The following is a 25,097-nucleotide window of genomic DNA, read 5'->3' on the forward strand; positions in this document are numbered from 1 at the left end:
CGCATGAGCGACTCCCTTGATCTCAGCCTGGATGGCGTAGAACGCCGGTCACTGGCTGACTTCACCGAAAATGCCTACCTCAACTACTCCATGTACGTGATCATGGACCGTGCTCTGCCGCATATCGGCGACGGCCTGAAACCGGTACAGCGGCGTATCGTCTACGCCATGAGCGAGCTGGGGCTGGATGCCGACTCCAAGCACAAGAAATCCGCGCGTACCGTGGGTGACGTACTGGGCAAGTTCCACCCCCACGGCGACTCGGCCTGCTACGAGGCCATGGTGCTGATGGCCCAGCCGTTCAGCTACCGCTACACGCTGGTGGACGGCCAGGGCAACTGGGGTGCACCGGACGATCCCAAGTCCTTCGCCGCCATGCGTTATACCGAGGCGCGCCTGTCGCGCTACTCCGAAGTGCTGCTCAGCGAGCTCGGGCAGGGCACCGCCGACTGGGGGCCGAACTTCGATGGCACGCTGCAGGAGCCGCTGGTATTGCCGGCCCGCTTGCCGAACATCCTGCTCAACGGCACCACCGGCATCGCCGTGGGCATGGCCACCGACGTGCCGCCCCACAACCTGCGGGAAGTGGCGTCCGCTTGCGTGCGCCTGCTGGACGAGCCCAAGGCCACGGTGGAGCAGCTCTGTGAGCATATCCAGGGCCCGGATTACCCCACCGAAGCGGAAATCATCACCCCCCGCGCCGACCTGCTGAAGATCTATGAGACCGGCCGTGGCTCGGTGCGCATGCGCGCCGTGTACCGCGTCGAAGATGGCGACATCATCGTCACCGCGTTGCCGCACCAGGTCTCCGGGGCCAAGGTGCTGGAGCAGATCGCCGCGCAGATGCAGGCCAAGAAGCTGCCAATGGTGGCTGACCTGCGGGACGAGTCGGACCACGAGAACCCGTGCCGCATCGTGATCATCCCGCGCTCCAACCGGGTCGATCCCGAGGAGCTGATGCAGCACCTGTTCGCCACCACCGAGCTGGAGTCCACTTACCGGGTCAACGTCAACATCATCGGCCTGGACGGCAAGCCGCAGTTGAAGAACCTGCGAGCCCTGCTGGTGGAATGGCTGGAGTTCCGGGTCGCCACCGTGCGCCGGCGCCTGCAGTTCCGCCTGGACAAGGTCGAGCGTCGCCTGCACCTGTTGGACGGCTTGCTGATCGCCTACCTCAATCTGGATGAAGTGATCCACATCATCCGTACCGAGGAGCACCCGCGGGCCAAGCTGATCGAGCGTTTTGCCCTCAGCGAGATCCAGGCCGACTACATCCTCGACACCCGCCTGCGGCAGTTGGCGCGGTTGGAAGAAATGAAGTTGCGGGCCGAGCAGGATGAGCTGCTCAAGGAGCAGGCCAAGCTGCAGGCCCTGCTCAACAGCGAAGCCAAGCTGAAGAAGCTGGTGCGCACCGAATTGCTGCAAGACGCTGAAACTTATGGCGACGATCGCCGTTCGCCGATCGTTGCCCGGGCGGAAGCCAAGGCGCTGTCGGAAAACGAGCTGATGCCGACTGAACCGGTGACCATCGTTCTGTCGGAAAAAGGCTGGGTCCGCTGCGCCAAGGGGCATGATATTGACGCCACTGGTTTGTCCTACAAGGCCGGCGATGGTTACAAGACCGCGGCTGCCGGGCGTTCCAACCAGTTTGCGGTGTTCATCGACTCCACCGGTCGCAGTTATTCGGTGGCAGCCCACACCTTGCCGTCGGCCCGTGGCCAGGGCGAGCCGTTGACCGGCCGCCTGACGCCGCCGCCGGGGGCAACGTTCGAGTGCGTGCTGCTGCCCGATGACGATGCGCTGTATGTGATTGCCTCCGACGCCGGCTACGGTTTCGTGGTCAAGGGCGAGGACCTGCAGGCCAAGAACAAGGCGGGCAAGGCACTGTTGAGCCTGCCGAACAACGCCAAGGTCCTGGCACCACGGCCGGTGGCCGATCGTGAGCAGAACTGGCTGGCCTCGGTGACCACCGAAGGTCGCCTGCTGGTGTTCAAGATCAGCGACCTGCCGCAGCTGGGCAAGGGCAAGGGCAACAAGATCATCGGCATTCCCGGTGAGCGAGTGGCCAGCCGCGAAGAGTACGTGACCGACATCGCGGTGCTGCCCGATGGCGCGACCCTGGTCCTGCAGGCCGGCAAGCGCACCCTGTCGCTGAAGGCTGACGACCTTGAGCACTACAAGGGCGAGCGTGGGCGCCGTGGCAACAAATTGCCTCGCGGTTTCCAGCGGGTCGATGCCTTATTGGTAGAGACTCTCAATTAAGGGCGGGCTAGAGCGCTCGATCTGCGATTTAAGCGCTGGATCGACGCTAGAACACTGGAGTCATGGCGCATATTCACGGATGATATGCGCTTTCAAACGCCAGCGTGGCTGGGCGTTATTCAGGTTTTTTTGAGTATTTACACTGTGGCTAGCCTTGTGGCCGCCACCTGGATGGGATGATGACTGCTCTGCGCCTTCCTTTTGTTTTCTTGCTCGCTGGCGTTCTTGGCCTGGCGGGTTGCAGCGTACACCAGCCGGTGTCGCTGTATCAGCTGGACAGCGGAAGTCCAGCCCAGCCGGCCAGCGCCGGCATGTCGGTATTGCTGGGCCCGGTGCTGATCGCCGATTACCTGCAACGTGAAACCCTTCTGCAACGCCAGGATGATGGCAGCCTGCAAGCCTCGACCGACGGTCGTTGGGCCGGCAGCCTGTCCTCGGACATCGACCAGTTGCTGCTGCGCCAGGTGGCTGGCCACCTGGACAGCCAGCGTGTGGTGTTGGCCCCGGCCACCAGCGGCTTCACCCCGGATGTACAGGTGTTGCTGTCGATCACCCGCCTGGATTCGGGCAAGTCGCAGCCGGCGGTGCTGGATGCGCAATGGCGCCTGATCGACCGTCGTGGCCAGGTGCGGGATAACCGCATCGTTCACCTGCAGGAGCAGCACGCAGGCACCACGGCCTCCCAGGTCCAGGCTCAAGGCGTGTTGTTGCAGCGCCTGGCCGAGCAATTGTCGGGCGCCCTCAAGCCCCTGGCCAACCAGCCAGCAGTGGCCGAAGTGCCACGCAAGGCGCCACCGGCGCCGGTGGCCAAGCCGACAGAGCAGGAGAAGCAGCCGAAGATTCCGATGGCCACGCCGATCCGCACGGACATGGAAGTGTTCAGGTTCTGAGGTGATTGGCTGCAAGACCAGGCCCGCCCATTGGCGGGCCTTGTCGTTTCTGCAGTGAGCGTGTCTGGTCGATTGCCTTCGCCGGCAAGCCGGCTGCTACCCAGTTCGCCAGGGCTGTTGTAGGAGCTGGCGTGCCAGCGAAGGGCGCCACACCACCCGCCAGCCAGGCACAAAAAAGCCCGCACTGGGCGGGCGTTTTCTTGCACGGCTTCAGCCTTACAGCTTGGCCCGTGTCTCATGCATGCGTGCCAGTTGCCGTTCCAGCATCGACGGATAGGGCTCCATCAGCCGCTCGACACAGCAAGCGCCTTCCGGACTGGCGATCGGACGGATACGCGCCCGCTGACGAATCAGTGCGTCGTCGTTGATCTTGCGCTCCACCAGCAGCAGGTTGCGGCTGTGCTGGGACAGGGCCAGGGCGTCCTGGGCAGTCTCGGTCAGCAGCAGGTCGATCTGGCTCAGGCCGAACAGCTCGTCACCCAGGGTCAGGCCCAACTGCAGTTGCAGGGTGATGCCGCTGTCCGCCACTTCGATCTGCAGGGCGTGGCCCAGGGCGCGCAGCAGCTCGCCGCAGCAGATGGCGTTGGTCAGGTAGTCGTCGCCGCTGTCTTCGCTGTGGAACAGCATCAAGGTGCTACCGTCGTTCAGGGTGTGCAGTTCGCTCTGGTACAGCGACGCAGCCTGGTCGAGGCAGTCGCGATAGCGCTCCAGCAATTCCATCAGGCGCGCGCGGGGCAGGCGGCGCAGTTGTTCCTGGGCGCCCAGTTGCACGGCCAGCACGGCACTGTGCTGAGGTTGTGTCGGAGTCTGAGGCTGTAGCGGCGGCTGGGGTTTGGCGGCAGGAGCCGACGAGTGATCGCGCAGGTCGGCGAAAGGGTCTTCTTCGTCCTGTTCATCTTCTTCGGCGTTGACCTGATGCCGCGGCGCAGGCTTGAGGCCGGCGATCGGGGCGCTTTCGTCAAAGCTTGGGTCGCGCAGGTTGCGCACTTCGAAGGCCGGTTCGTCTTCCTCGGCATCCTCATAGGCGTCGTGGTCTGCTTCCGGCTGGGGTTCGGGCTCGGGTTTCTCGGGTACCAGGCGTGCGTGCAGCTGACGCGCCAGGTCGCCGATTTCGTCCTGGCGCTGGATCGCCGGGGTGTGCTCGTCCAGGTCCCGCAGCCAGACCCGCAGTTGCAGCAGCGGAGTGGAGATGTGCCGCCCCAGGCGCAGGCTCAGGGCCAATGCCAGGGCCAGCAGGATGGCGCTGAGGATGCCCATGCTCTGCAGGCTGATGGTCATCGGTTGCTGGAACTGGGCCATGTCCAGGCTGATCCGCAGGTTGCCGGCGGTCACGTCCTGGAAGGTGATCTTGGTCTGGTAAACGCCCTCGGTTTCACCCAGCAGGCTGCTTTTCGGGCGCTGGCCGGCCTCGGCGAGGATGCGGTTGTCGACACTGTAGATCGCCGCGTGGGCCACCAGCGGGTTCTTGGTCAGGTTGTTGAGCAGGACATTGAGGCTGAGGATGTCGTTGGACACCAGCAGCTCGGTGGCCGAGGTGGCGGTCTGGGTGGTCAGGCTCTGACCCAGGGCGTCGGCTTGTTCGTGCATGGCTTGCTTGAACTGCAGGCCCATCACGCCGGCATAGATCACCAGGGCCAGGGCGACCAGGATCACGTTATGGCTGGCAATGCGCAATGCAATCGGCACACGGCGGTGGCGCAGTGCACGGAAGATCAGCAGGAAGAAGTTATCGGTTTTAACTGGCGTGGGCCGGTTCACTGAGCTCGGCTCTTTTGTCCGTGAAGTTGACGCGCAGTATAGCGACAGGCCCTAGACCGGCAAAGCGCTGGCTGTGCCCGATGGTCACCGAAAGTGGGTAGAATGCGCTTTTTTTCCACCTGCGGGGGTGCGCCTTGCGTGAAATTGTCCTGATAAACATCACCGGCGAAGATCGTCCCGGTCTGACTGCGGCCATTACCGGCGTTCTGGCCCAGGGTGGTGTGAACATTCTCGACATCGGTCAGGCGGTGATCCACGACACCCTGTCGTTCGGCATCCTGGTTGAAATCCCGAGCAACGAGCAGAGCTCGTCGGTGCTCAAGGACATTCTGTTCACCGCCTACAAGCTCGACCAGCAGGTGCGCTTCACTCCGGTTTCCGAGGCGGACTACCAGCAGTGGGTCGACGGGCAGGGCAAGAAGCGCCATATCGTCACCCTGCTGACCCGCAAGGTCACCGCCGAGCAGTTGCAGCGGGTGAGTTCGATCACCGCCCAGTATGGGTTGAACATCGACCATATCGATCGCCTGTCCGGGCGCATGCCCCTGGACATGCCGGCCGATCAGGGCAAGGGCTGCATCGAGTTCTCGGTGCGGGGCGAAGCCGCCGATCCTCAAGCCCTCCGGGCCGAGTTCCTCAGTGTGGCCCAGGAACTGAACGTCGATATCGCCTTCCAGGAAGACTCGCTGTTCCGCCGCAACCGGCGCCTGGCGGTGTTCGACATGGACTCGACACTGATCGAGGCGGAGGTCATCGACGAGTTGGCCAAGGCGGCGGGAGTGGGCGACCAGGTGGCGGAAATCACCGAGCGGGCCATGGCAGGCGAGCTGGATTTTCGTGCCAGCTTCAAGGAGCGCCTGGCGCTGCTCAAGGGCCTGGACGTCAAGGTGCTGGACTCCATCGGCGCCTCGTTGCGCCTGACCGAGGGGGCCGAAACCCTGTTCGCCGAACTCAAGCGCCTGGGTTACAAAACCGCGATCCTCTCCGGCGGCTTCACCTACTTCGCCAAGCAATTGCAAGCCAAGCTGGGCATCGACTACGTGTTCGCCAACGAGCTGGAAGTGCTGGATGGCAAGGTGACCGGCGTAGCCGTGGAGCCGATTGTCGACGCCCAGCGCAAGGCCGACCTGCTGCGCGAACTGGCCCACAAGGAGGGCCTGCGCCTGGAGCAGACCATTGCCGTCGGTGATGGTGCCAACGACCTGCCGATGCTGGCCATTGCCGGTCTAGGGGTGGCGTTCCGCGCCAAGCCGCTGGTCAAGCAGTCGGCCAAGCAGGCGATCTCGACCCTGGGCCTGGATGGCGTGCTGTACCTGTTGGGGTTCCGCGATCGTGACGGGCAGCTCTGAGCCGCTCTCATCCCGGGTGGGGTGAAAACTGCCCCGATAAAAAAAACGCCGCTGATTCAGCGGCGTTTTTTTATTCGTTCTTCCTGCGTCAGGCCTTGGGCTCGCCCAGGCGCTGGCCCATCTGTACCGGCGAACCGGCTGCCAGTTCTTCGGCCCATTTCACCTGATCCGGACCAAACAGCACGATGGCGGTGGAGCCCAGCTTGAAGCGGCCCATCTCGGCGCCTTTCTCCAGGTGGATTGGCGCCCGTGCGGCTTCGTCGTAGCGCACGGTCTTGAGTTCGCGCTTGGGCGGCGTCACCAGGCCGGCCCAGACGGTTTCGATCGAGGCGACGATCATTGCGCCCACCAGCACCAGCGCCATTGGCCCGCGCTCGGTGTCGAAGATGCACACGACGCGCTCGTTGCGGGCAAACAGCTCGGGGACGTTTTCCGCGGTGGTCTGGTTGACCGAGAAGATCCGGCCGGGCACATAGACCATTTCCCGCAGGGTGCCGGCCAATGGCATGTGCACACGGTGATAGTCCTTGGGCGACAGGTAGATGGTGGCAAAGTCGCCGCCCATGAACGGCTGGGCCAGGGTCGGATCGCCGCCCAGCAGTTCCAGCACGCTGTAGCTGTGGCCCTTGGCTTGGAATACCCGGCCATGCTCGATCGGGCCCAGCTGGCTGACTGCACCATCGGCGGGGCTGAGAACCGCGCCCGGGGTCGGGTCCAGTGGCCGTGCACCGTCTTTCAGGGCGCGGGTGAAGAAGGCGTTGAAGTGCTCATAGGCGGTCACGTCCTCCACTTGGGCCTCGGACATGTTCACCTGATACTGCTTGGCGAACCAGCTGGTGAAGGCATTCTTGAACCAGCGCACGCGGCACTCGGCAATGCAGCCGGCCAGGCGCGACAGCAGGTGGTGAGGCAGCAGGTACTGGCTGATGATGAACAGACGCTTTTTCATTGGGTGTCCTTAAAAAACTCAAATCTCTACGGGCGTATCGGGATGATTGCCCCATTCGCCCCAGGAGCCGGCGTAGCCCTTGACCCGTGGGTAGCCCAGCGCCTTGGCCACCAGGTAGGTGAAGCCGGAGCGGTGGTGGGTCTGGCAGTGGGTGATCACTTCTTTGTCTTTGCTGATGCCCAGGTCCGCAAGGATCTGTGGCATGTCGCGGCGGATGCGCAAATGGCGCGCCTGATCCATCCCGGCGGTCCACTCGAAGTTCACCGCACCGGGGATGTGCCCGCCCTTGGCGGCCAGGACCTTCTCGCCGGAATACTCCAGCGGCCCGCGAGCGTCCCAGATCGCCAGGTCAGCGGCGCCGAGGCGGCTTTGCAGGTACTCGCGGGTGGCTGTGGGTTCGTCATGCAGGGTCAGTGGTACGGGGCCGCCTTTCGAGGCGGGAACCTCGGTGGCTAGCGGCAGGCCCTCTGCGAGCCAGGCAGGCAGGCCGCCGTCCAGATAGTGGTAGCGCTGATGACCGATGACGTCCAGCAACCAGATGAAGCGTCCGGCCCAGCCGCCGCCTTCGTCGTCATAGACCACGTAGACCGCGTCCGGGTTGTGCCCGAGCTCGCCGAACAGCGCCTCGAGGGCGGACTGCGGCGGCAGCAGGCCCGGGGCCGGGGCCTGGCCGAGCTGGGTGCGCTTGGGGTCGATGAAGCGTGCCCCGGGAATATGCCCGGCAGCGTAGCGGGCGGCGCTGGTCAGGTCGACCAGGATCAGTTCGCGGGCAGCGAGACGGGCGAGCAAGTCGCTCGGTTCGATGACCAGCGGCAAGCCAGAGAATTCAGACATGGCAGGTTCCCAGGGCGCAAAGGGAGGGATTGTAGCGCAAGCGTCATTGGCTGCGGTTGGTAAAGCTGTGCAAGGCTTTTTCAATGCACTGAGCGGTCTTGCCGAACGCCTGGACGCTGGTTTCCGAGAACGGCACTCCGCCTTGGTCGGCCACGGCCAGCATCAGGACCCGGCCGTTGCACGACAGGGAGCGCATCAGCAGGTGTTCGCCACGAAACAGCTGGCGCAGGACGCCTGGCAAATGGGCAGAGAACTGCCTGTGGTTGCTTGGGGTGATGCGAACCTGCGCGGACTTTTCCAGCAGGCGTTGCAGCAGCGTGCTCTGCTTGGCTTGCAAGGTCAGGCCGGCGGCCTCCTGGGGCAAGCCATGCAGCTGTTGCACCCGCAGGTGGTTCAGGCCGCGATCAACCATCAACAGCATGACTCGCTGCATGCCGCAGGCGGCCAGGGCGTCCCGGGCAAAGCCGGTGAGGTGCACGGCATTGGTAAAGGGGCTGGGGTCCAGCAGCAGCTCGCTGCAGAGTTTGCGCCATTTGCCCAGCTCTGCGGCGGTCGGGGCCGGCGCGGGTTGTTCGCCCGGGTGCAGGCGGCGCGCGTCCCAGGGCCAGAGCAGTGCCTGTGCCGGGTGCCAGAGATCGGGCTGGCTGTCGTTGCGGGCGCTGGTGGCGGCCTGTTGGTGCAGCTGTTGCTGGACCTCGGTCACCGGCATCTGCAGATACAGCCCGGTGAGGTTCTGCCAGCGGCGGCCGTGGGGGTTGTTCCAGGAGTGCTGCGCGGCCAGCGCCATGCCGTTGGCCAGCAGCACGCAATTGGCCGGCTGATTCAGCCAGCGCTGCAGATCCGGGTCGGCGTCCAGGCGCTGCTGTTGGCGCAGTGGATGATCGCCATCGCGGGCGATCAGCATGACCTTGGCCAACTGGTGTTGTTCACGGGTCAGCAGCCGGTAACCTTGTTGCACCCAGATCGGCAGGTGCCAGGCCTGTACCAGGGCCTGGCACAGCTCCATCAGCCGTACCCCGAACAACTGCATCTCGACGTGCCGTGCCGACTCGTGCTTATAGATGACCCGCAGTTCCCACTCTTCCAGGAGCTTTGGGTAGGTCAGGGCCATGGCCCATAGCGGCGACAGAAACAGCAGGCTGCCCCAGTGGATGTCCTGCCACAGGCGGGCCAGGCGTCCGGCGAAAAAGCCGTTGGCTTGCTGGGACGCGTGCTGGCTGACCAATTGCAACTGCCGCAATGCCCGGGGGATTTGTGCCTCCGGCAGGGTCGGTAATTGCTCGAGCAACTCCTGGGTACGCGTGAGGCCCAGGCGATTGACCGCAATCTCCAGGTTTTCTGCCGGCTCGCTCATGCTGCCGTGGGAGTGGCGGTTGGCTTCGCGGATCACGCTCAGGGCCAGCGCTGGGCTGTTCTGCATCAGATCGGCGATGTCCCGCAGTGAGCTGCGGTTGTTGGCGATGGCTTTGCAGACGCGATCATGACTGACCTGCGGCACGGGCAGGCGCACGGCATTGAGGAGCTTTACCCAGGCGTCTAGAGAGGTGGGCGGGGAGGTTGGGACGCTGGTTTCATTGGACATGGTCGGGCGCAATCATCGTCTGCTGTGAACACGCCCAGAACGGGCCAAACTGGCTTTTCGCCTTAACTGGCTATAGTCTGGCGCAGTTTTGCCGATAAGTAGAAGAAGAGTTTTAAGAACTTCCGAATATGACCTTGAACCCGACTCAATAAGTACTCTCCTACCTATGGCTAAAATTATCGGCATCATCGTCGTATTCGCGAGCGTGCTCGGCGGATACGTGCTCTCTCACGGCAAGATCGCAGCGCTGATCCAGCCTTTCGAGGTTCTGATCATTGGCGGGGCTGCCTTGGGTGCATTCCTCCAGGCCAACCCCGGCTACATGACCATGCACGTGCTCAAGAAGTCCCTGGGCATGTTCAGTTCGCGCTTCACCCACACCTTCTACCTGGAAGTGCTGGGCCTGATCTACGAGATCCTCAACAAGAGTCGCCGCGAAGGCATGATGGCCATCGAAGGGGACATCGAGGACGCCGCCGCCAGCCCGATTTTCGCCAAGTACCCTGCGGTGCTCAAAGACGAGCGCATGACGGCCTTCGTCTGTGACTACCTGCGCATCATGTCCTCCGGCAACATGGCCCCCCATGAGCTGGAAGGCCTGTTCGACATGGAACTGTTCAGCCTCAAGGAAGACCTTGAGCATCCTTCCCACGCGGTCAACGGGATCGCCGACGGCATGCCGGGTTTCGGTATCGTCGCGGCCGTACTGGGGATCGTGGTGACCATGGCGTCCCTGGGGGACGGCGACCAGAAGTCCATCGGCCTGCACGTAGGTGCGGCCCTGGTGGGTACCTTCTTCGGTATTCTCGCGGCCTATGGTTTCTTCGGCCCGCTGGCTCATTCCCTGGCCCACGACGCCAAGGAAGAGCTGAATGTCTACGAGGCCATCAAGGCGTCCCTGGTGGCTTCGGCCTCCGGCATGCCGCCTTCGCTGGCGGTGGAGTTCGGGCGCAAGGTTCTGTATCCAGCGCACCGTCCTAGCTTCGCCGAGCTGGAACAAGCGGTCCGCGGTCGCTAAGTCATGGAAAATAATCAGCCGATTATCATCAAGCGCGTCAAGCGCTTCGCTGGCGGACATCACGGAGGCGCCTGGAAAATCGCCTTCGCCGACTTCGCCACGGCGATGATGGCGTTCTTCCTGGTGCTGTGGCTGCTGTCCACGGCCACCCCGGAGCAGAAGATCGCCATCGCCGGTTACTTCAAGGACCCGATCGGCTTCTCGGAAAGCGGCACGCCCTACATCATTGACCTAGGTGGTTCCCCGGAACTGGCGCCGGACAACACCCTCAACCCCGAGATCAAGTCCCAGCCACAGCCGGACAAGGTCACGGTGGACGCCGATCAGGTGGAGGGCATGGCCGAGCAAGTGGAGCGCGAGCGCCTGGAACTGTTGCTGCAGGAGCTGCAGAACAAGGTCGAAGAGAACCCCCAGCTGCAGAAGTTCAAGGACCAGATTCTCTTCGAGATCACGCCGGACGGCCTGCGGATCCAGATCATCGACTCCGAGAACCGGCCGATGTTCGACTCCGGCAGCGCACGCCTGAAGCCGTACTTCGAGGACATCCTGCTGGCCATGGCCGACACCATCAAGGCGGTGCCGAACAAGATCAGCATCAGCGGCCACACCGATGCCAAGCCTTACTCGGGCAGCGGTGATTTCGGCAACTGGGAGCTGTCTGCCAACCGTGCCAACGCTGCGCGTCGGGCTCTGGTGGCTGGGAGTTATCCGGATGCCCAGGTTGCTCGTGTCGTGGGATATGCCTCCTCGTCGCTGTTTGATCGCCAGGACCCGTTCAACCCGATCAACCGCCGTATCGACATCGTGGTGCTGACCAAGAAGGCTCAACGCGCCATCGAGGGTGAAGGTGCTCCCGAGGCACCAGTACCGACCCAGGGCACGGGAGCGCCGGGCGAGGTTCCGGCGGATCCGAACGCCCTGCCGCCGGAGCAGGAGCCGTTGCCGGCCCACGAGCTGCGCGAGCGCTTGAATATCTTCGATGATCCGGCGCCGAAACCCGCCGAGCCGCCGAAGCCCTAACCGACAAAAAAGCCGACTGTGATGTCGGCTTTTTTGTGGGCGCTGGCAGGCTCGGAAGAGCCTGACGGATCTGGGGCTTGAGGTGTTGTAGAGGTGCTTGGCATGGGCTGCTGTCAGCCCAGAGCGAAGGTCGAGGGTAACTCCGCGCAGGCGCGGAGTTACGGGCGGCGGCTCAGTAGCTGCTGTCAGGCAGGCTGGCGAGGATCGAGCGGTAGCTGTTCATCCGCTGTTGCTGGATGCGTCCGTCTTCCAGGGCCTTGAGCAGGGCGCAGCCTGGCTCGCGGTCATGCTTGCAGTCACGGAAGCGACAGGTGCCCAGCAGGTCGTTGAACTCGATGAAACCAGCCTCGACATCGGCCCGGCTGACATGGCCCAGGCCGAACTCGCGGATACCGGGAGAGTCGATCAGCTCGCCGCCGCCGGGGAAGTGGAACAGTCGCGCGGTGGTGGTGGTGTGGGTGCCCTGGCCGGAGAACTCCGACAACGGCCCGACCCGGGTTTCGACTTCCGGTAGCAGGCTGTTGACCAAGGAGGATTTGCCCACCCCCGACTGGCCGACGAACACGCTGATGCGCCCGTCCAGCTGGGCTTGCAGTTGTTCCATGCCGTCGCCGTGATGCGCCGAGACTTCCAGCAGCGGATAGCCCAGTTGGCGATAGACCGCCAGCAGCGCGTTGAGCGCCGGAGCGTTCTGCTCGTCGATCAGGTCGGCCTTGTTCAGCAGCAGCAATGGACGGATGCCGGCGTGTTCAGCGGCCACTAGGTAGCGGTCGATGAGGTTGGCATGGGGCTCGGGCATGGGCGCGAACACGATCACGATCATGTCGACGTTGGCCGCCACCGGCTTGAGCTGGCCACGGCTGTCCGGGCGGCACAGCTCGGTAGTGCGCGGCAATTGCGCGACGATCACCCCGATGCCCTGGTTGCCGGCGCGCCAGACCACCTGATCACCGGTCACCAGGGCCGGCAGGTTGGCTCGCAGGTAGCAGCGGAATACCTGTCCGGCCAACTCGCCGTCGCGGGCCTCGACCTCGACCTGGACGCCGAAGTGGGCAATCACCAGGCCGGTCTGTTCCGGACCCAGGTCGCCACCTTCGAGCGCCTCGACGGCAGAGGACTCGCGTTTGGCGGCGCGGGCAGCGCGCTCACCTTGAATCTTTTCGATGCGCCAGTTTTGGCGACGGTTGAGCTGGCGTTTGGCCATTGGTGTTCCGTGTCGATAATTACGGCGGTTGGGTAAAACGGCGGCGAGTTTAGCACGCCGGGCAGGCCCTCTAGGCTAAACTGCGCAACTACGCCGAGGAGCCCACCCCATGCAAAACCCGCAGAACCTGATTTGGATCGACCTGGAAATGACCGGTCTGAACCCTGACACCGACGTCATCATCGAAATGGCGACCATTGTCACTGACAGCAATCTCAACACCTTGGCTGAAGGACCGGTCATTGCCATCCACCAGAGCGACGAGATCCTCGCCGGCATGGATGAGTGGAACACCCGCCAGCACGGCGGTTCGGGCCTGACCCAACGGGTTCGAGACAGCCGCATCAGCATGGCCGAAGCCGAAGCCCAGACCATTGCCTTCCTCGAGCAGTGGGTGCCCAGGGGCAAGTCTCCGATCTGCGGCAACAGCATCTGCCAGGACCGGCGTTTCCTCTATCGCCATATGAAAGACCTGGAAAGCTACTTCCATTACCGCAACCTTGATGTGTCGACCCTCAAGGAGCTTGCCGCGCGCTGGGCGCCGGACGTGCGCGACAGTTTCAAGAAAGGTGGCACCCACCTGGCGCTGGACGACATCCGCGACTCGATCGCCGAGCTGCAGCACTACCGCAAGCACTTCATCAAGTATTGATGGCGAGCACAGGTTTGCTCGCAGGCGGGCGCGGTGGATCACTCGCGCCGCGTGACCGCCCTCTTTTGGTGCCTGCTTCAACTGAGTAGACTGCGCGCCTTCCCGTAAGGACCGCCATCATGCTGTTGATGCTTTATCTGATCGCCATTACCGCCGAAGCCATGACCGGCGCCCTGTCTGCCGGTCGTCGGGGCATGGACTGGTTTGGCGTGGTGCTGATTGCCTGCGTCACCGCGCTGGGCGGCGGCTCGGTCCGTGATGTGCTGCTCGGGCACTACCCGCTGACGTGGGTCAAGCATCCGGAGTACCTGGTGCTGACCTCGGTGGCTGCACTGGTGACGATCTTTATCGCGCCGCTGATGCGCCACTTGCGCTCGCTGTTCCTGGTGCTCGACGCCGTGGGGCTGGTGGCCTTTACCCTGATCGGCTGCATGACCGCACTGGAAATGGGTCATGGCATGCTGGTGGCTGCGGTCAGTGGGGTGATCACCGGGGTCTTTGGCGGCATCCTCCGGGATATCTTCTGCAACGACATTCCGTTGATCTTTCGCCGCGAACTGTATGCCAGTGTGTCCTTCGCCGCGGCCTGGTGCTACATGCTGTGCATCTACCTGCAGTTGCCCAGCGAGCAGTCGATCCTGGTCACCCTGTTCGGTGGTTTCCTATTGCGCCTGTTGGCGATCCGCTTTCACTGGGAAATGCCCAAGTTCGTCTATAACGACGAGCATTGACGGTTGGCGTGCTGGTTCAGCGCCCATTGCACGTGCTCGCGCACCAGTTCCGAGGGGTAGTCCTGGCGGGCCTTGAGGGCCTCCAGCACCGGAATGCTCGACGGCGCGTTGCCCAGGCCCACCGCGAGGTTGCGCAGCCAGCGCTCGTAGCCGGCGCGACGTAAGGGCGAGCCCTCGGTGCTGCTGAGGAACCGGTCCTCGTCCCACATGAACAGTTCGGCCAGTTCGGCATTGTCCAGGTTGTGCCGCGGCTTGAAGTCACCTTCGCCCGAGGCTCGGGCGAAGCGGTTCCAGGGGCAGACGATCTGGCAGTCGTCACAACCGAATACCCGGTTGCCGATCAGTGGGCGCAGGTCTTCGGGGATGGCGTTTTTCAGCTCGATGGTCAGATAGGAGATGCAGCGTCGTGCATCCAGCACGTAGGGGCCGACGAAGGCATTGGTCGGACAGATGTCCAGGCAGGCGGTGCAGCGCCCGCAATGCTCGGTGGTGTGTGGGGCGTCCACCGGCAGCGGCAGGTCGACGAACAGTTCGCTGAGGAAGAAGTAGCTGCCGGCCTTGCGGTTGAGCACCAGGGTGTTCTTGCCGATCCAGCCCAGGCCGGCCTGCTCGGCAATGGCTTTCTCCAGCACTGGAGCGCTGTCGACGAAGGCGCGATAGCCAAAGGGGCCGATGGCTTGCTGGATGCGCTCGGCCAGTTGCTGGACGCGTTTGCGGATCAGCTTGTGGTAGTCGCGGCCCAGGGCGTAGCGCGAGACATAGGCCTTGGAAGGCTCGGCGAGGCGCTTTGCCATTTCAGTATCGCCGGGCAGGTAGTCCATGCGCAGCGAAACCACTCGCAAGGTGCCGGGCACCAGTTGCTCGGGATGGGAGCGCTTGCTGCCGTGGGCGCCCATGTATTCCATCTCGCCGTGGTAGCCGGCGGCGAGCCAGCGCTCCAGGTGCTGCTCATGCTCGGCCAGGTCCAGGCCGCTGATGCCGACTTGTTGAAAGCCCAGTTCACGGCCCCAGTCCTTGATCGATTGGGCGAGAGCGGGGAGATCCTGGGTAATAGCGGGCATGAGGCGAGAGAAACCGGGGCTGAGGTGCGTATAATTCTGCCAGACATCGGAGCCCGAAGACGCATGCCGCAGACAAAACACCCATTACCTGACGTTCAGTTGCTGACAGCTGGCCATTTGCCGTGTCTGAGTGCGCGTTCCCCGGATGCCCACAAGGGACAGTTCGGCCACCTGCTGCTGATAGGCGGCGACCGTGGTTTTGCCGGCGCCGCTCTGCTGGCCGCAGAAAGTGCCTTGCGCAGCGGTGCAGGGCTGGTGTCCTTGGCTACCCGCAACGAACACGTGGCGGCGGCTGGCGCACGCTTGCCAGAAGTCATGACCCAGGGCACCGATTCGGCCAATCAGCTGATGGGCTTGCTGGCGCGGGCCACGGTGGTGGTGGTCGGTCCCGGGCTGGGCCAGGGGGCCTGGGGCCGCAGCCTGCTGTCGGCGGCGGCCAATGCGTCACTGCCCCAGGTCTGGGATGCCGATGCCTTGAATCTGTTGGCCGGGGGCGAGGTGCAACTGCCGACCGCCAGTGTGATCACGCCCCACCCGGGGGAGGCGGCGCGCCTGCTGGGGCTGTCGATCGGCGAAGTGCAAGGCGATCGCCCCGCGGCGGCGTTGGCGCTGAGCCGCAAGTTTGCGGCTGTGGCCGTGCTCAAGGGTGCCGGCAGTCTGATCGCCAGCCCGGACGGACGCCTGGCCCGTTGTGATGCCGGGCATCCGGCAATGGCCACGGCAGGGTTGGGGGATGTGCTTGCCGGGTTGATCGGTGCGCTGCTGGCCCAGGGGCTGCCGGCATTCGATGCCGCTTGCCTGGCGGTCTGGCTGCATGCCAGTGCCGGTGAGCAGCAAGGGAAATTGGGCCGTGGGCTGGCGGCCAGTGATCTGATACCAGCCATTCGTCAGTTGTTGGAGGAGCAATCACCGTGTCTGAGTTAACCCTTTATCTGGCCGATGAACAGGCCATGGTGGAATTTGGAACGCGCATTGCTCGGGTGACCCAAGGGGTAGGGGTGATATTTCTCGAGGGCGACCTGGGGGCGGGGAAAACCACCCTGTCCCGGGGAATCATCCGTGGGCTGGGGCATGTAGGGGCGGTCAAGAGCCCGACCTTTACCCTGGTGGAGCCTTACGAGATAGGTTCGGTGCGGGCCTTTCACTTTGATCTCTATCGTCTGGTAGACCCAGAGGAACTGGAGTTCCTGGGGATTCGCGACTACTTCGAGGGTGATGCTCTGTGTCTTCTGGAGTGGCCTCAGCGTGGTGCAGGCTTTTTGCCAAAGCCCGACCTGACCATTACCATAACCCCGCATAACAATGGGCGTTCTGTACATCTGTTGTCTCAAGGCTCGCGCGGCGAGTCCTGGTGTGCCGCTTTGGCGTTGGAATTCAAATAATTGATGGGGTTAGGTATGCGCATTCGCGCGTTGGTTGCTGTCGTAGGACTGTTGCTTACGGCATTGGCCGTCGATGCTGTGGCCGCTACACAGGTTCGCAGCGTCCGCCTGTGGCGGGCACCGGATAACACGCGGCTGGTGTTCGACCTGTCCGGCCCGGTTCAGCACAGCGTCTTCACCCTGACGGCCCCCGATCGCCTGGTGATCGACATCAACGGCGCGACTCTGGGCGGTCCGCTGAATGTCGCCACGGCCAACACGCCGATTACCGCCATGCGCTCGGCGCAGCGGACCCCGAGTGACCTGCGGGTGGTCATCGACCTGAAAAAAGCGGTCACGCCGAAGAGTTTTACCCTGGCCCCCAATGCCCAGTACGGCAACCGCCTGGTGGTCGACCTGTTCGATAACCCGGCCGATGCCGCGCCGCCAGTCGCTCCACCCCCTTCCGTGGCGACCGTGCCGGCAGTCCCTGTCACACCGACCGCACCGGCGATCAAGCTGCCTCCGGCTCCTGCGGGCAAGCGCGACATCATTGTGGTGATCGACGCCGGTCACGGTGGCGAAGACCCAGGTGCCTCCGGTTCTCGCGGCCAGCATGAAAAAGATGTGGTGCTGGCCATTGCCCGGGAACTGCAACGCCAGGTCAATGGCCTCAAGGGCTTCCGGGCCGAACTGACCCGTACCGGCGACTACTTCATTCCATTGCGCGGCCGTACCGAGATCGCCCGCAAGAAAGGCGCCGACCTCTTCGTTTCCATTCACGCCGATGCCGCGCCTTCCACCGCCGCTTTCGGGGCCTCGGTGTTTGCCTTGTCCGAGCGCGGAGCGACCTCCGAAACCGCCCGCTGGCTGGCGGACAGTGAAAACCGTTCCGACCTGATTGGCGGTGCCGGCAATGTCAGCCTCGATGACAAGGACCGGATGCTGGCCGGGGTGCTGCTGGACCTGTCGATGACTGCGTCCCTGACCTCCAGCCTGAATGTCGGGCAGAAGGTCCTGAACAACATCGGCCGGGTCACGCCGCTGCACAAGCAGCGGGTGGAGCAGGCCGGGTTCATGGTGCTCAAGTCCCCGGACATCCCATCGATCCTGGTGGAAACCGGCTTCATCTCCAACTCCAACGAAGCCTCGAAGCTGGCTACTGCCAGCCATCAACAGGCCCTGGCCCGCTCCATCAGCAGCGGTGTACGGCAGTTCTTCCAGCAGAATCCACCACCGGGTACCTACATCGCCTGGCTGCGGGATTCCGGGAAGATCGCCCAGGGGCCGCGCGACCACCGGGTCAGTCCGGGCGAAACCCTGGCCATGATCGCCGTGCGCTATCAGGTTTCGGCGGCGGCCTTGCGCAGCGCCAACAACCTGAAAAGCGATGAATTGAAAGTGGGGCAGGTCCTGACCGTCCCTGGTACAGAACTGGCGGCCAAGGAATGAGTGATTCGCTAATCAGTGGCGCCCGCATCGAGCTGCTCAGCCCGCGCCTGGCCAACCAGATCGCTGCGGGCGAGGTAGTCGAACGCCCGGCTTCGGTGATCAAGGAGTTGCTGGAAAACAGCCTGGATTCCGGCGCCAAGCGTATCGATGTGGATGTCGAGCAGGCTGGGGTCAAGCTGCTGCGGGTCCGCGATGATGGCAGCGGCATCTCTTCCGATGACTTGCCCCTGGCCCTGGCGCGCCACGCCACCAGCAAGATCCGTGACCTGGAAGACCTTGAACGGGTGATGAGCCTGGGGTTCCGCGGCGAGGCCCTGGCGTCCATCAGTTCGGTGGCGCGTCTGACCCTGACTTCTCGTACCCGGGATGCCGAGCAGGCCTGGCAGGTGGAGACCGAGGGCCGGGACATGGCGCCGCGGGTTCAGCCAGCGGCGCACCCGGTGGGCACCTCGGTGGAAGTGCGTGATCTGTTTTTCAACACCCCGGCCCGACGCAAGTTCCTCAAGGCCGAGAAGACCGAGTTCGATCATCTGCAGGAAGTGATCAAGCGCCTGGCGCTGGCCCGTTTCGACGTGGCGTTCCATCTGCGTCACAACGGCAAGAGCATCCTCAGCTTGCACGAGGCCAAGGACGATGCGGCCCGGGCCCGGCGCGTGGCGGCGATCTGTGGCTCGGGCTTCCTGGAGCAGGCGTTGCCCATCGAAGTCGAGCGCAATGGCCTGCACCTGTGGGGTTGGGTAGGTTTGCCGACCTTCTCCCGCAGCCAGGCAGACTTGCAGTACTTCTATGTCAATGGCCGGGCCGTGCGTGACAAGCTGGTGGCGCATGCGGTGCGCCAGGCTTACCGCGATGTGTTGTTCAACGGCCGGCACCCGACCTTCGTGCTGTTTTTCGAGGTCGACCCGTCGGTGGTCGACGTCAACGTGCACCCGACCAAGCACGAAGTGCGCTTTCGTGATGGACGCATGGTGCATGACTTCCTGTATGGCACCTTGCACCGTGCCTTGGGCGATGTGCGTCCCGAAGACCAGTTGGCAGCGCCGGCGGCGGTTGCCGGCATCGTGCGGCCAACCGGTATCGAGGCCGGAGAGTTCGGGCCTCAGGGCGAGATGCGCCTGGCCGCCAACCTGGCCCTGGAGCAGCCGCAGTCTCAGCCAAGCTTCAGCGCGCCGGGCAGTGGCGCCGGCAGTGGCTATCAATACCAGTACACGCCCCGCCCCCAGCCGGTGCTGCCGGCAGCGGAGGCCCAGGGCGCCTATCGCGAGTTCTTTGCACCGCTGCCTGGCGCCGCCACTGCAGCCCTGCCAGAGGGGCAGGAGGACATTCCCCCCTTGGGTTACGCCCTGGCTCAGCTCAAGGGGATCTACATCCTCGCGGAGAACGCCCATGGCCTGGTGCTGGTGGACATGCACGCGGCCCATGAACGGATCATGTACGAGCGCCTGAAAGTGGCGATGGCCAGCGAAGGCCTGAGTGGCCAGCCACTGCTGGTGCCGGAGTCGATTGCGGTCAGCCAGCGCGAAGCCGATTGTGCGGAAGAACACGCCAGCTGGTTCCAGCGTCTGGGCTTCGAGTTGCAGCGCCTGGGTCCAGAGTCCCTGGCGATCCGGCAGATTCCGGCGCTGTTGAAGCAGGCCGAGGCCAATCGACTGGTGCATGACGTGCTCGCGGACCTGATGGAGTACGGCACCAGCGACCGGATCCAGGCTCACCTCAATGAGTTGCTGGGAACCATGGCCTGCCACGGTGCGATCCGTGCCAATCGGCGCCTGGCCTTGCCGGAAATGAACGGCTTGCTGCGGGACATGGAAAACACCGAGCGCAGCGGCCAATGCAACCACGGTCGACCGACCTGGACCCAGATGGGCCTGGACGATCTGGACAAACTCTTTCTGCGCGGCCGTTGATGACTCAGCTTCCTCCAGCGATTTTCCTCATGGGCCCGACCGCTGCGGGCAAGACCGATCTGGCCATCGAGCTGTCCAAGGTACTGCCTTGCGAGTTGATCAGTGTCGACTCGGCGTTGGTTTACCGGGGGATGGACATCGGTACCGCCAAGCCTTCCAGGGAGCTCCTGGCAGAATTTCCCCATCGCCTGATCGACATCCTCGACCCGGCTGAAAGCTACTCGGCGGCGGACTTTCGTCACGATGCCCTGGCGGCGATGGCCGATATCACCGCCAGGGGCAAGATCCCGCTGCTGGTGGGCGGAACCATGCTGTATTACAAGGCGTTGCTCGAAGGCCTGGCGGACATGCCCGCAGCGGACCCTCAGGTGCGCGCCGAGCTCGAAGAAGAGGCGGCACGCCTGGGCTGGCAAGCGCTCCATGAACAACTGGCGGCGGTGGATCCCGAGTCCGCGGCAAGGATCCACCCCAATGATCCCCAGCGCTTGAGCCGGGCCCTGGAAGTCTATCGGGTCAGTGGCCTGACGATGACCGCACATCGTCAGCGTCAATTGGCGCAAAGTGCTGAAGCAGGCGCATCGGGACGCAGTCAATTGCCCTATACTGTCGCCAATCTGGCCATCGCTCCGGCGAATCGCCAGGTGCTTCACCAGCGTATTGCACAAAGATTCACACAAATGTTGGAACAGGGATTCATTGACGAGGTCGTAGCTCTGCGTTCCAGAAGTGACCTGCATGCCGGGTTGCCGTCTATACGTGCAGTGGGTTATCGCCAAGTCTGGGATCATCTGGATGGCAAGCTGACGTCAGCCGAAATGCAGGAACGGGGCATTATTGCCACGCGCCAGTTGGCGAAACGACAGTTCACCTGGTTACGCAGTTGGGCTGACCTGCAATGGTTGGACAGCCTCGATTGCGACAATCTGCCACGCGCCTTGAAATACTTAGGGACGATCTCCATATTGAGCTGAGTCCCTGCAATTGCCGTCTATCCTTGGGGGTGTGACGGCTTTGGCCATCTGTTTTCTGATTTTTTATTATTGATCCTTAAAGGAGTGCGGCACATGTCAAAAGGGCATTCGCTACAAGACCCTTACTTGAATACATTGCGTAAAGAGAAGGTTGGGGTTTCCATCTATCTGGTCAACGGGATCAAGCTGCAAGGTACGATCGAGTCTTTCGACCAGTTCGTCATCCTGCTGAAAAACACCGTCAGCCAGATGGTTTACAAGCACGCTATCTCGACAGTGGTTCCAGTTCGCCCAATTCGCCTGCCTAGCGCATCCGAATCCGAACAGGGTGACGCTGAGCCAGGTAACGCCTGATAGGAGTCTCCTTTGTTCTTTGAGCGCCACGGTGGTGGTGAACGGGCCATTCTCGTTCACTTGGATGGTCAGGACCCTGAGGCGCGCGAAGATCCGCAGGAGTTTCAGGAGCTGGCATTATCGGCTGGCGCCGAGACCGTTGCGTTTGTTAGCGTGCCGCGTCATCGGCCAACCGCCAAATACCTGGTTGGCAGCGGCAAGGTCGAGGAATTACGCGACCTGGTCAAAGCCGAACAGGTAGACCTGGTGATTTTCAATCACATCCTCACGCCCAGTCAGGAGCGCAACCTCGAACGAGTCTTCGAGTGTCGCGTGATTGATCGCACGGGTCTGATCCTCGATATCTTCGCTCAACGCGCACGCACCCATGAAGGCAAGCTCCAGGTCGAACTGGCCCAGCTTGAGCACATGAGTACGCGACTGGTTCGTGGCTGGACTCACCTTGAGCGGCAGAAGGGCGGTATCGGTCTGCGCGGCCCGGGTGAAACCCAGCTGGAAACCGACCGGCGCCTGTTGCGCGTCCGTCTGCGGCAGATCAAGGCGCGCCTGGAAAAGGTTCGCAGCCAGCGTGAGCAGTCCCGTCGAGGGCGCAAGCGCGCCGACATTCCGACCGTATCGCTGGTGGGATACACCAACGCCGGCAAGTCGACCTTGTTCAATGCGGTGACCGAATCCGACGTCTACGCTGCCGACCAGTTGTTCGCCACGCTCGATCCGACTTTGCGCCGGCTTGATCTGGATGACCTGGGGCCGATTGTGCTGGCAGATACCGTGGGTTTTATCCGGCACTTGCCGCATAAGCTGGTAGAGGCATTTCGCGCGACCCTCGAAGAGTCGAGCAACTCCGACCTGCTGCTCCATGTGATCGACTCCCATGAGCCTGAGCGCATGGCCCAGATCGAGCAGGTGATGGTGGTGTTGGGGGAGATCGGGGCTCAAGACTTGCCGATCCTGGAGGTCTATAACAAACTCGATTTGCTCGAGGGCGTGGAGCCGCAGATCCAGCGCGATCCAGACGGCAAGCCGCAACGGGTCTGGTTGTCGGCTCGTGACGGTCAGGGGTTGGATCTGCTCAAGCAGGCCATCGCCGAGCTGCTGGGGGAAGATTTGTTCGTGGGCACCTTGCGCTTGCCTCAGCGTTTTGCTCGACTGCGAGCACAGTTTTTCCAGTTGAACGCTGTGCAGAAAGAAGAGCACGACGACGAAGGCGTCAGTTTGCTGGCCGTTCGCCTGCCACGCGCCGAGTTGAATCGGCTGGTCAGTCGCGAAGGTCTGCAGCCGTCGGAATTCATCGAGCAACACACTTTGCAATAAAAGCCTGGGCAAGCGGTTGTGCCGCTGTAGCAGGCATTCTGTAGCATTGGTCGGCGCGCCGTGGGTGCGTCTTTGCTTTATCAGATGGAGAGCGCTATGGCTTGGAATGAGCCGGGTGGCAACTCGAATAATCAGGACCCTTGGGGTGGCAAGCGCCGCAATAATGGCGATCGCAAGGGGCCACCAGATCTCGACGAGGCCTTCCGTAAGCTGCAGGAAAGCCTGAATGGGTTGTTCGGTGGTGGTAAGAAACGTGGTGATGACGGCGGTAGCTCCAGCAAGGGCGGTGGTTTCGGCTTGCTGGGTATCGGTCTTGTCGTGCTGGCGGCCGTGTGGCTGTACAGCGCGGTTTATGTAGTCGACGAGCAGGAGCAGGCCGTGGTGCTGCGCCTCGGCAAATACTACGAAACCGTTGGCCCGGGTCTGAATATCTACTTCCCGCCGATGGACAAGAAGTACATGGAGAACGTCACGCGTGAGCGTGCCTATACCAAGCAGGGCCAGATGCTCACCGAAGACGAGAACATCGTCGAAGTGCCGCTGACCGTGCAGTACAAGATCAGCAACCTGCAGGACTTCGTGCTGAACGTCGATCAGCCGGAAATCAGCCTGCAGCACGCGACCGACAGTGCCCTGCGCCACGTGGTGGGTTCTACCGCCATGGACCAGGTACTGACCGAGGGTCGTGAATTGATGGCCAGCGAGATCAAGGAGCGCCTGCAACGGTTCCTCGACAACTATCGCACTGGCATCACCGTTACTCAGGTGAACGTACAGAGCGCAGCGGCACCGCGTGAAGTGCAGGAAGCCTTCGATGACGTGATCCGTGCCCGTGAAGATGAGCAGCGTTCGCGCAACCAGGCTGAAACCTATGCCAACGGCGTTGTGCCGGAAGCCCGTGGTCAAGCCCAGCGTATCCTCGAGGATGCCAACGGTTACCGCGATGAAGTGGTCTCCCGCGCCAAGGGTGAGGCGGATCGCTTTACCAAACTGGTCGCCGAGTACCGCAAGGCTCCCGAGGTCACTCGCCAGCGCTTGTACCTGGACACCATGCAGGAAGTCTTCAGCAATACCAGCAAGGTATTGGTGACTGGCAGCAAAGGTGGGCAGAACAACCTGCTCTACCTGCCGCTGGACAAGATGATCGACAGTGGTCGTGGCGCCGGCACTCCGGTAACGGGCTCGGCTTCTGCGGCCAGCAATGAAGCGAATGCGCGTGCGGCGGCTGATCATATGCAGCAACAGCAGCAAACGCGTTCTAGGGAGAGTCGCTGATGAGCAATAAATCGCTGATCGCCCTGATCGTGGGCGTTGTCGTGGCGGTGGTTGCCTGGAACAGCTTCTACATCGTCGCTCAGACCGAGCGCGCGGTGTTGCTGCAGTTCGGTCGTGTGGTTCAGGCCGATGTCCAGCCTGGCCCCCACTGGAAAGTGCCCTACATCAACCAGGTGCGTAAGTTCGACGCCCGCCTGATGACCCTGGATGCACCGACACAGCGCTTCCTGACCCTGGAAAAGAAAGCCGTGATGGTCGATGCCTACGCCAAGTGGCGGGTTAAAGATGCCGAGCGCTTCTATACCGCGACTTCCGGCCTCAAGCAGATTGCCGACGAGCGTCTTTCCCGTCGTCTGGAATCGGGCCTGCGTGACCAGTTTGGTAAGCGCACCCTGCACGAAGTGGTTTCCGGTGAACGTGACGCGCTGATGGCTGACATCACTGCATCGCTGAACAAGATGGCGGAAAAGGAACTGGGCATCGAAGTCGTCGACGTCCGGGTCAAGGCCATCGACCTGCCGAAGGAAGTGAACCGCAGCGTGTTCGAACGCATGAGCACCGAGCGTGAGCGTGAGGCTCGCGAGCACCGGGCCAAGGGTAACGAGTTGGCGGAAGGCATCCGTGCCGACGCCGATCGCCAGCGTCGCGTGTTGCTGGCAGAAGCTTATCGCGAGTCTGAAGAGGCCCGCGGTGATGGTGATGCCCAGGCTGCGGCGATCTATGCCAAGGCCTACGGCCAGGATCAGGAGTTCTACGCGTTCTACCGTAGCCTGCGTGCCTATCGTGAAAGCTTCGCGAACAAAACCGACGTCATGGTCCTGGACCCAAGCAGCGACTTCTTCCATTACCTGGAAAAGTCCAAGCCTTGATCAGGCCCTGACCCTGGGCACCCCGCTGGGCGGCTAAAACGCCTCGCGGGGTGATCCTTTGGGAAAACGGGTGTATGATGCGGCAGCCGGGAAATTCCCGGCTTTTTTGCGTCTGCATCTTTGATTGGCCGTGGCTCGTTCAAGAGTCCGGCGAGATTTTTCGAGGAAAATGGTCTGTACAGCTGATTCCTGGCTGCCTGTCCGGCTGAGCTCGCGTCGGATGCGACTGTTTTCTGCTTCACTCTAAGGCTGGCCCCAGGCTTGCCGCCCGGACCATAGGGGAA

The 25,097-nt window shown here is 62.9% G+C and carries 22 protein-coding genes; 16 read left to right on the top strand and 6 right to left on the bottom strand.

The window, feature by feature from the left end:
- The first annotated feature begins 3 nt into the window (after positions 1 to 3).
- Both parC and ACZ5BO_RS04030 read left to right on the top strand, forming a co-directional pair.
- Positions 4 to 2,262 carry a DNA topoisomerase IV subunit A gene (parC, locus tag ACZ5BO_RS04025; RefSeq protein ID WP_025130451.1) on the top strand — a complete coding sequence of 753 codons (2,259 nt, stop codon included), beginning with the start codon at positions 4 to 6 and terminating at the stop codon, positions 2,260 to 2,262.
- Positions 2,263 to 2,441: 179 nt separating this feature from the next.
- Positions 2,442 to 3,152: a PqiC family protein gene (locus tag ACZ5BO_RS04030; protein WP_025130452.1), complete on the top strand. Its 711-nt coding sequence runs from the start codon at positions 2,442 to 2,444 to the stop codon at positions 3,150 to 3,152.
- 216 nt (positions 3,153 to 3,368) lie between these two features.
- Here the strand turns inward: ACZ5BO_RS04030 and ACZ5BO_RS04035 are convergent, their stop codons facing one another.
- Entirely contained in the window at positions 3,369 to 4,910 is a 1,542-nt protein-coding gene (locus ACZ5BO_RS04035) for an AhpA/YtjB family protein (RefSeq protein WP_464698364.1), read from the bottom strand.
- Positions 4,911 to 5,044: 134 nt separating this feature from the next.
- On the opposite strand from ACZ5BO_RS04035, the gene serB reads away from it, so the two are divergent.
- Positions 5,045 to 6,259, top strand: a complete 1,215-nt coding sequence (gene serB / locus ACZ5BO_RS04040) for a phosphoserine phosphatase SerB (protein WP_464698366.1) — start codon at positions 5,045 to 5,047, stop codon at positions 6,257 to 6,259.
- An 88-nt stretch (positions 6,260 to 6,347) separates the two neighbouring features.
- On the opposite strand, the gene asd is transcribed toward serB, so the two are convergent.
- Genes asd through ACZ5BO_RS04055 form a run of 3 tightly spaced genes read right to left on the bottom strand, consistent with a single transcriptional unit; the run spans position 6,348 to position 9,624 of the window.
- Positions 6,348 to 7,208, bottom strand: a complete 861-nt coding sequence (gene asd, locus ACZ5BO_RS04045) for an archaetidylserine decarboxylase (protein WP_025130455.1) — start codon at positions 7,206 to 7,208, stop codon at positions 6,348 to 6,350.
- A gap of 18 nt (positions 7,209 to 7,226) precedes the next feature.
- A complete protein-coding gene (rhdA, locus tag ACZ5BO_RS04050; RefSeq protein ID WP_025130456.1) occupies positions 7,227 to 8,042 on the bottom strand; it encodes a thiosulfate sulfurtransferase in 816 nt (271 codons plus the stop codon).
- Positions 8,043 to 8,085: 43 nt separating this feature from the next.
- Positions 8,086 to 9,624 (bottom strand): HDOD domain-containing protein, encoded by a 1,539-nt coding sequence (locus ACZ5BO_RS04055; protein WP_025130457.1) that lies wholly within the window; start codon positions 9,622 to 9,624, stop codon positions 8,086 to 8,088.
- A 166-nt stretch (positions 9,625 to 9,790) separates the two neighbouring features.
- On the opposite strand from ACZ5BO_RS04055, the gene motA reads away from it, so the two are divergent.
- Both motA and motB read left to right on the top strand, forming a co-directional pair.
- Entirely contained in the window at positions 9,791 to 10,642 is an 852-nt protein-coding gene (gene motA, locus ACZ5BO_RS04060; protein WP_025130458.1) for a flagellar motor stator protein MotA, read from the top strand.
- 3 nt (positions 10,643 to 10,645) lie between these two features.
- Entirely contained in the window at positions 10,646 to 11,662 is a 1,017-nt protein-coding gene (motB, locus tag ACZ5BO_RS04065; protein WP_025130459.1) for a flagellar motor protein MotB, read from the top strand.
- A 172-nt stretch (positions 11,663 to 11,834) separates the two neighbouring features.
- Here motB and rsgA read toward each other — a convergent pair whose 3' ends face one another.
- Positions 11,835 to 12,866 (bottom strand): small ribosomal subunit biogenesis GTPase RsgA, encoded by a 1,032-nt coding sequence (rsgA, locus tag ACZ5BO_RS04070; protein WP_025130460.1) that lies wholly within the window; start codon positions 12,864 to 12,866, stop codon positions 11,835 to 11,837.
- A 109-nt stretch (positions 12,867 to 12,975) separates the two neighbouring features.
- Between rsgA and orn the strand changes: the two genes are divergently transcribed.
- Both orn and ACZ5BO_RS04080 read left to right on the top strand, forming a co-directional pair.
- On the top strand, positions 12,976 to 13,518 hold the full coding sequence (orn, locus tag ACZ5BO_RS04075; protein WP_025130461.1) for an oligoribonuclease: 543 nt from the start codon (positions 12,976 to 12,978) through the stop codon (positions 13,516 to 13,518).
- A gap of 116 nt (positions 13,519 to 13,634) precedes the next feature.
- Positions 13,635 to 14,249, top strand: a complete 615-nt coding sequence (locus ACZ5BO_RS04080; protein WP_177330307.1) for a trimeric intracellular cation channel family protein — start codon at positions 13,635 to 13,637, stop codon at positions 14,247 to 14,249.
- Here the strand turns inward: ACZ5BO_RS04080 and queG are convergent.
- Positions 14,231 to 15,310, bottom strand: coding sequence for a tRNA epoxyqueuosine(34) reductase QueG (queG, locus tag ACZ5BO_RS04085; protein WP_464698371.1), 1,080 nt, complete (start codon positions 15,308 to 15,310; stop codon positions 14,231 to 14,233). The genes ACZ5BO_RS04080 and queG overlap by 19 nt on opposite strands.
- Positions 15,311 to 15,373: 63 nt before the next feature.
- On the opposite strand from queG, the gene ACZ5BO_RS04090 reads away from it, so the two are divergent.
- The 9 genes from ACZ5BO_RS04090 (at position 15,374) to hflC (ending at position 24,813) form a co-directional block, all read left to right on the top strand.
- A complete protein-coding gene (locus tag ACZ5BO_RS04090) occupies positions 15,374 to 16,234 on the top strand; it encodes an NAD(P)H-hydrate dehydratase (protein WP_464698373.1) in 861 nt (286 codons plus the stop codon).
- Complete coding sequence (gene tsaE / locus ACZ5BO_RS04095) at positions 16,222 to 16,692, top strand: tRNA (adenosine(37)-N6)-threonylcarbamoyltransferase complex ATPase subunit type 1 TsaE (RefSeq protein WP_025130465.1); 471 nt, start codon at positions 16,222 to 16,224, stop codon at positions 16,690 to 16,692. Before ACZ5BO_RS04090 ends, tsaE begins: the two co-directional genes overlap by 13 nt.
- 3 nt (positions 16,693 to 16,695) lie before the next feature.
- Complete coding sequence (locus tag ACZ5BO_RS04100; RefSeq protein ID WP_218188939.1) at positions 16,696 to 18,123, top strand: N-acetylmuramoyl-L-alanine amidase; 1,428 nt, start codon at positions 16,696 to 16,698, stop codon at positions 18,121 to 18,123.
- Positions 18,120 to 20,030 (top strand): DNA mismatch repair endonuclease MutL, encoded by a 1,911-nt coding sequence (mutL, locus tag ACZ5BO_RS04105; RefSeq protein WP_464698376.1) that lies wholly within the window; start codon positions 18,120 to 18,122, stop codon positions 20,028 to 20,030. The genes ACZ5BO_RS04100 and mutL overlap by 4 nt, the downstream gene beginning before the upstream one ends.
- Positions 20,030 to 21,001, top strand: a complete 972-nt coding sequence (miaA, locus tag ACZ5BO_RS04110) for a tRNA (adenosine(37)-N6)-dimethylallyltransferase MiaA (RefSeq protein WP_464698378.1) — start codon at positions 20,030 to 20,032, stop codon at positions 20,999 to 21,001. The genes mutL and miaA overlap by 1 nt, the downstream gene beginning before the upstream one ends.
- Positions 21,002 to 21,094: 93 nt before the next feature.
- A complete protein-coding gene (gene hfq / locus ACZ5BO_RS04115) occupies positions 21,095 to 21,355 on the top strand; it encodes an RNA chaperone Hfq (RefSeq protein ID WP_007921378.1) in 261 nt (86 codons plus the stop codon).
- A 12-nt stretch (positions 21,356 to 21,367) separates the two neighbouring features.
- Entirely contained in the window at positions 21,368 to 22,669 is a 1,302-nt protein-coding gene (gene hflX / locus ACZ5BO_RS04120; RefSeq protein ID WP_025130469.1) for a ribosome rescue GTPase HflX, read from the top strand.
- 96 nt (positions 22,670 to 22,765) lie between these two features.
- On the top strand, positions 22,766 to 23,944 hold the full coding sequence (gene hflK, locus ACZ5BO_RS04125; protein WP_025130470.1) for an FtsH protease activity modulator HflK: 1,179 nt from the start codon (positions 22,766 to 22,768) through the stop codon (positions 23,942 to 23,944).
- Positions 23,944 to 24,813, top strand: a complete 870-nt coding sequence (gene hflC / locus ACZ5BO_RS04130; RefSeq protein WP_025130471.1) for a protease modulator HflC — start codon at positions 23,944 to 23,946, stop codon at positions 24,811 to 24,813. The genes hflK and hflC overlap by 1 nt, the downstream gene beginning before the upstream one ends.
- Positions 24,814 to 25,097: the final 284 nt, after the last annotated feature.

It is taken from the genome of Pseudomonas sp. FFPRI_1, assembly GCF_055384485.1.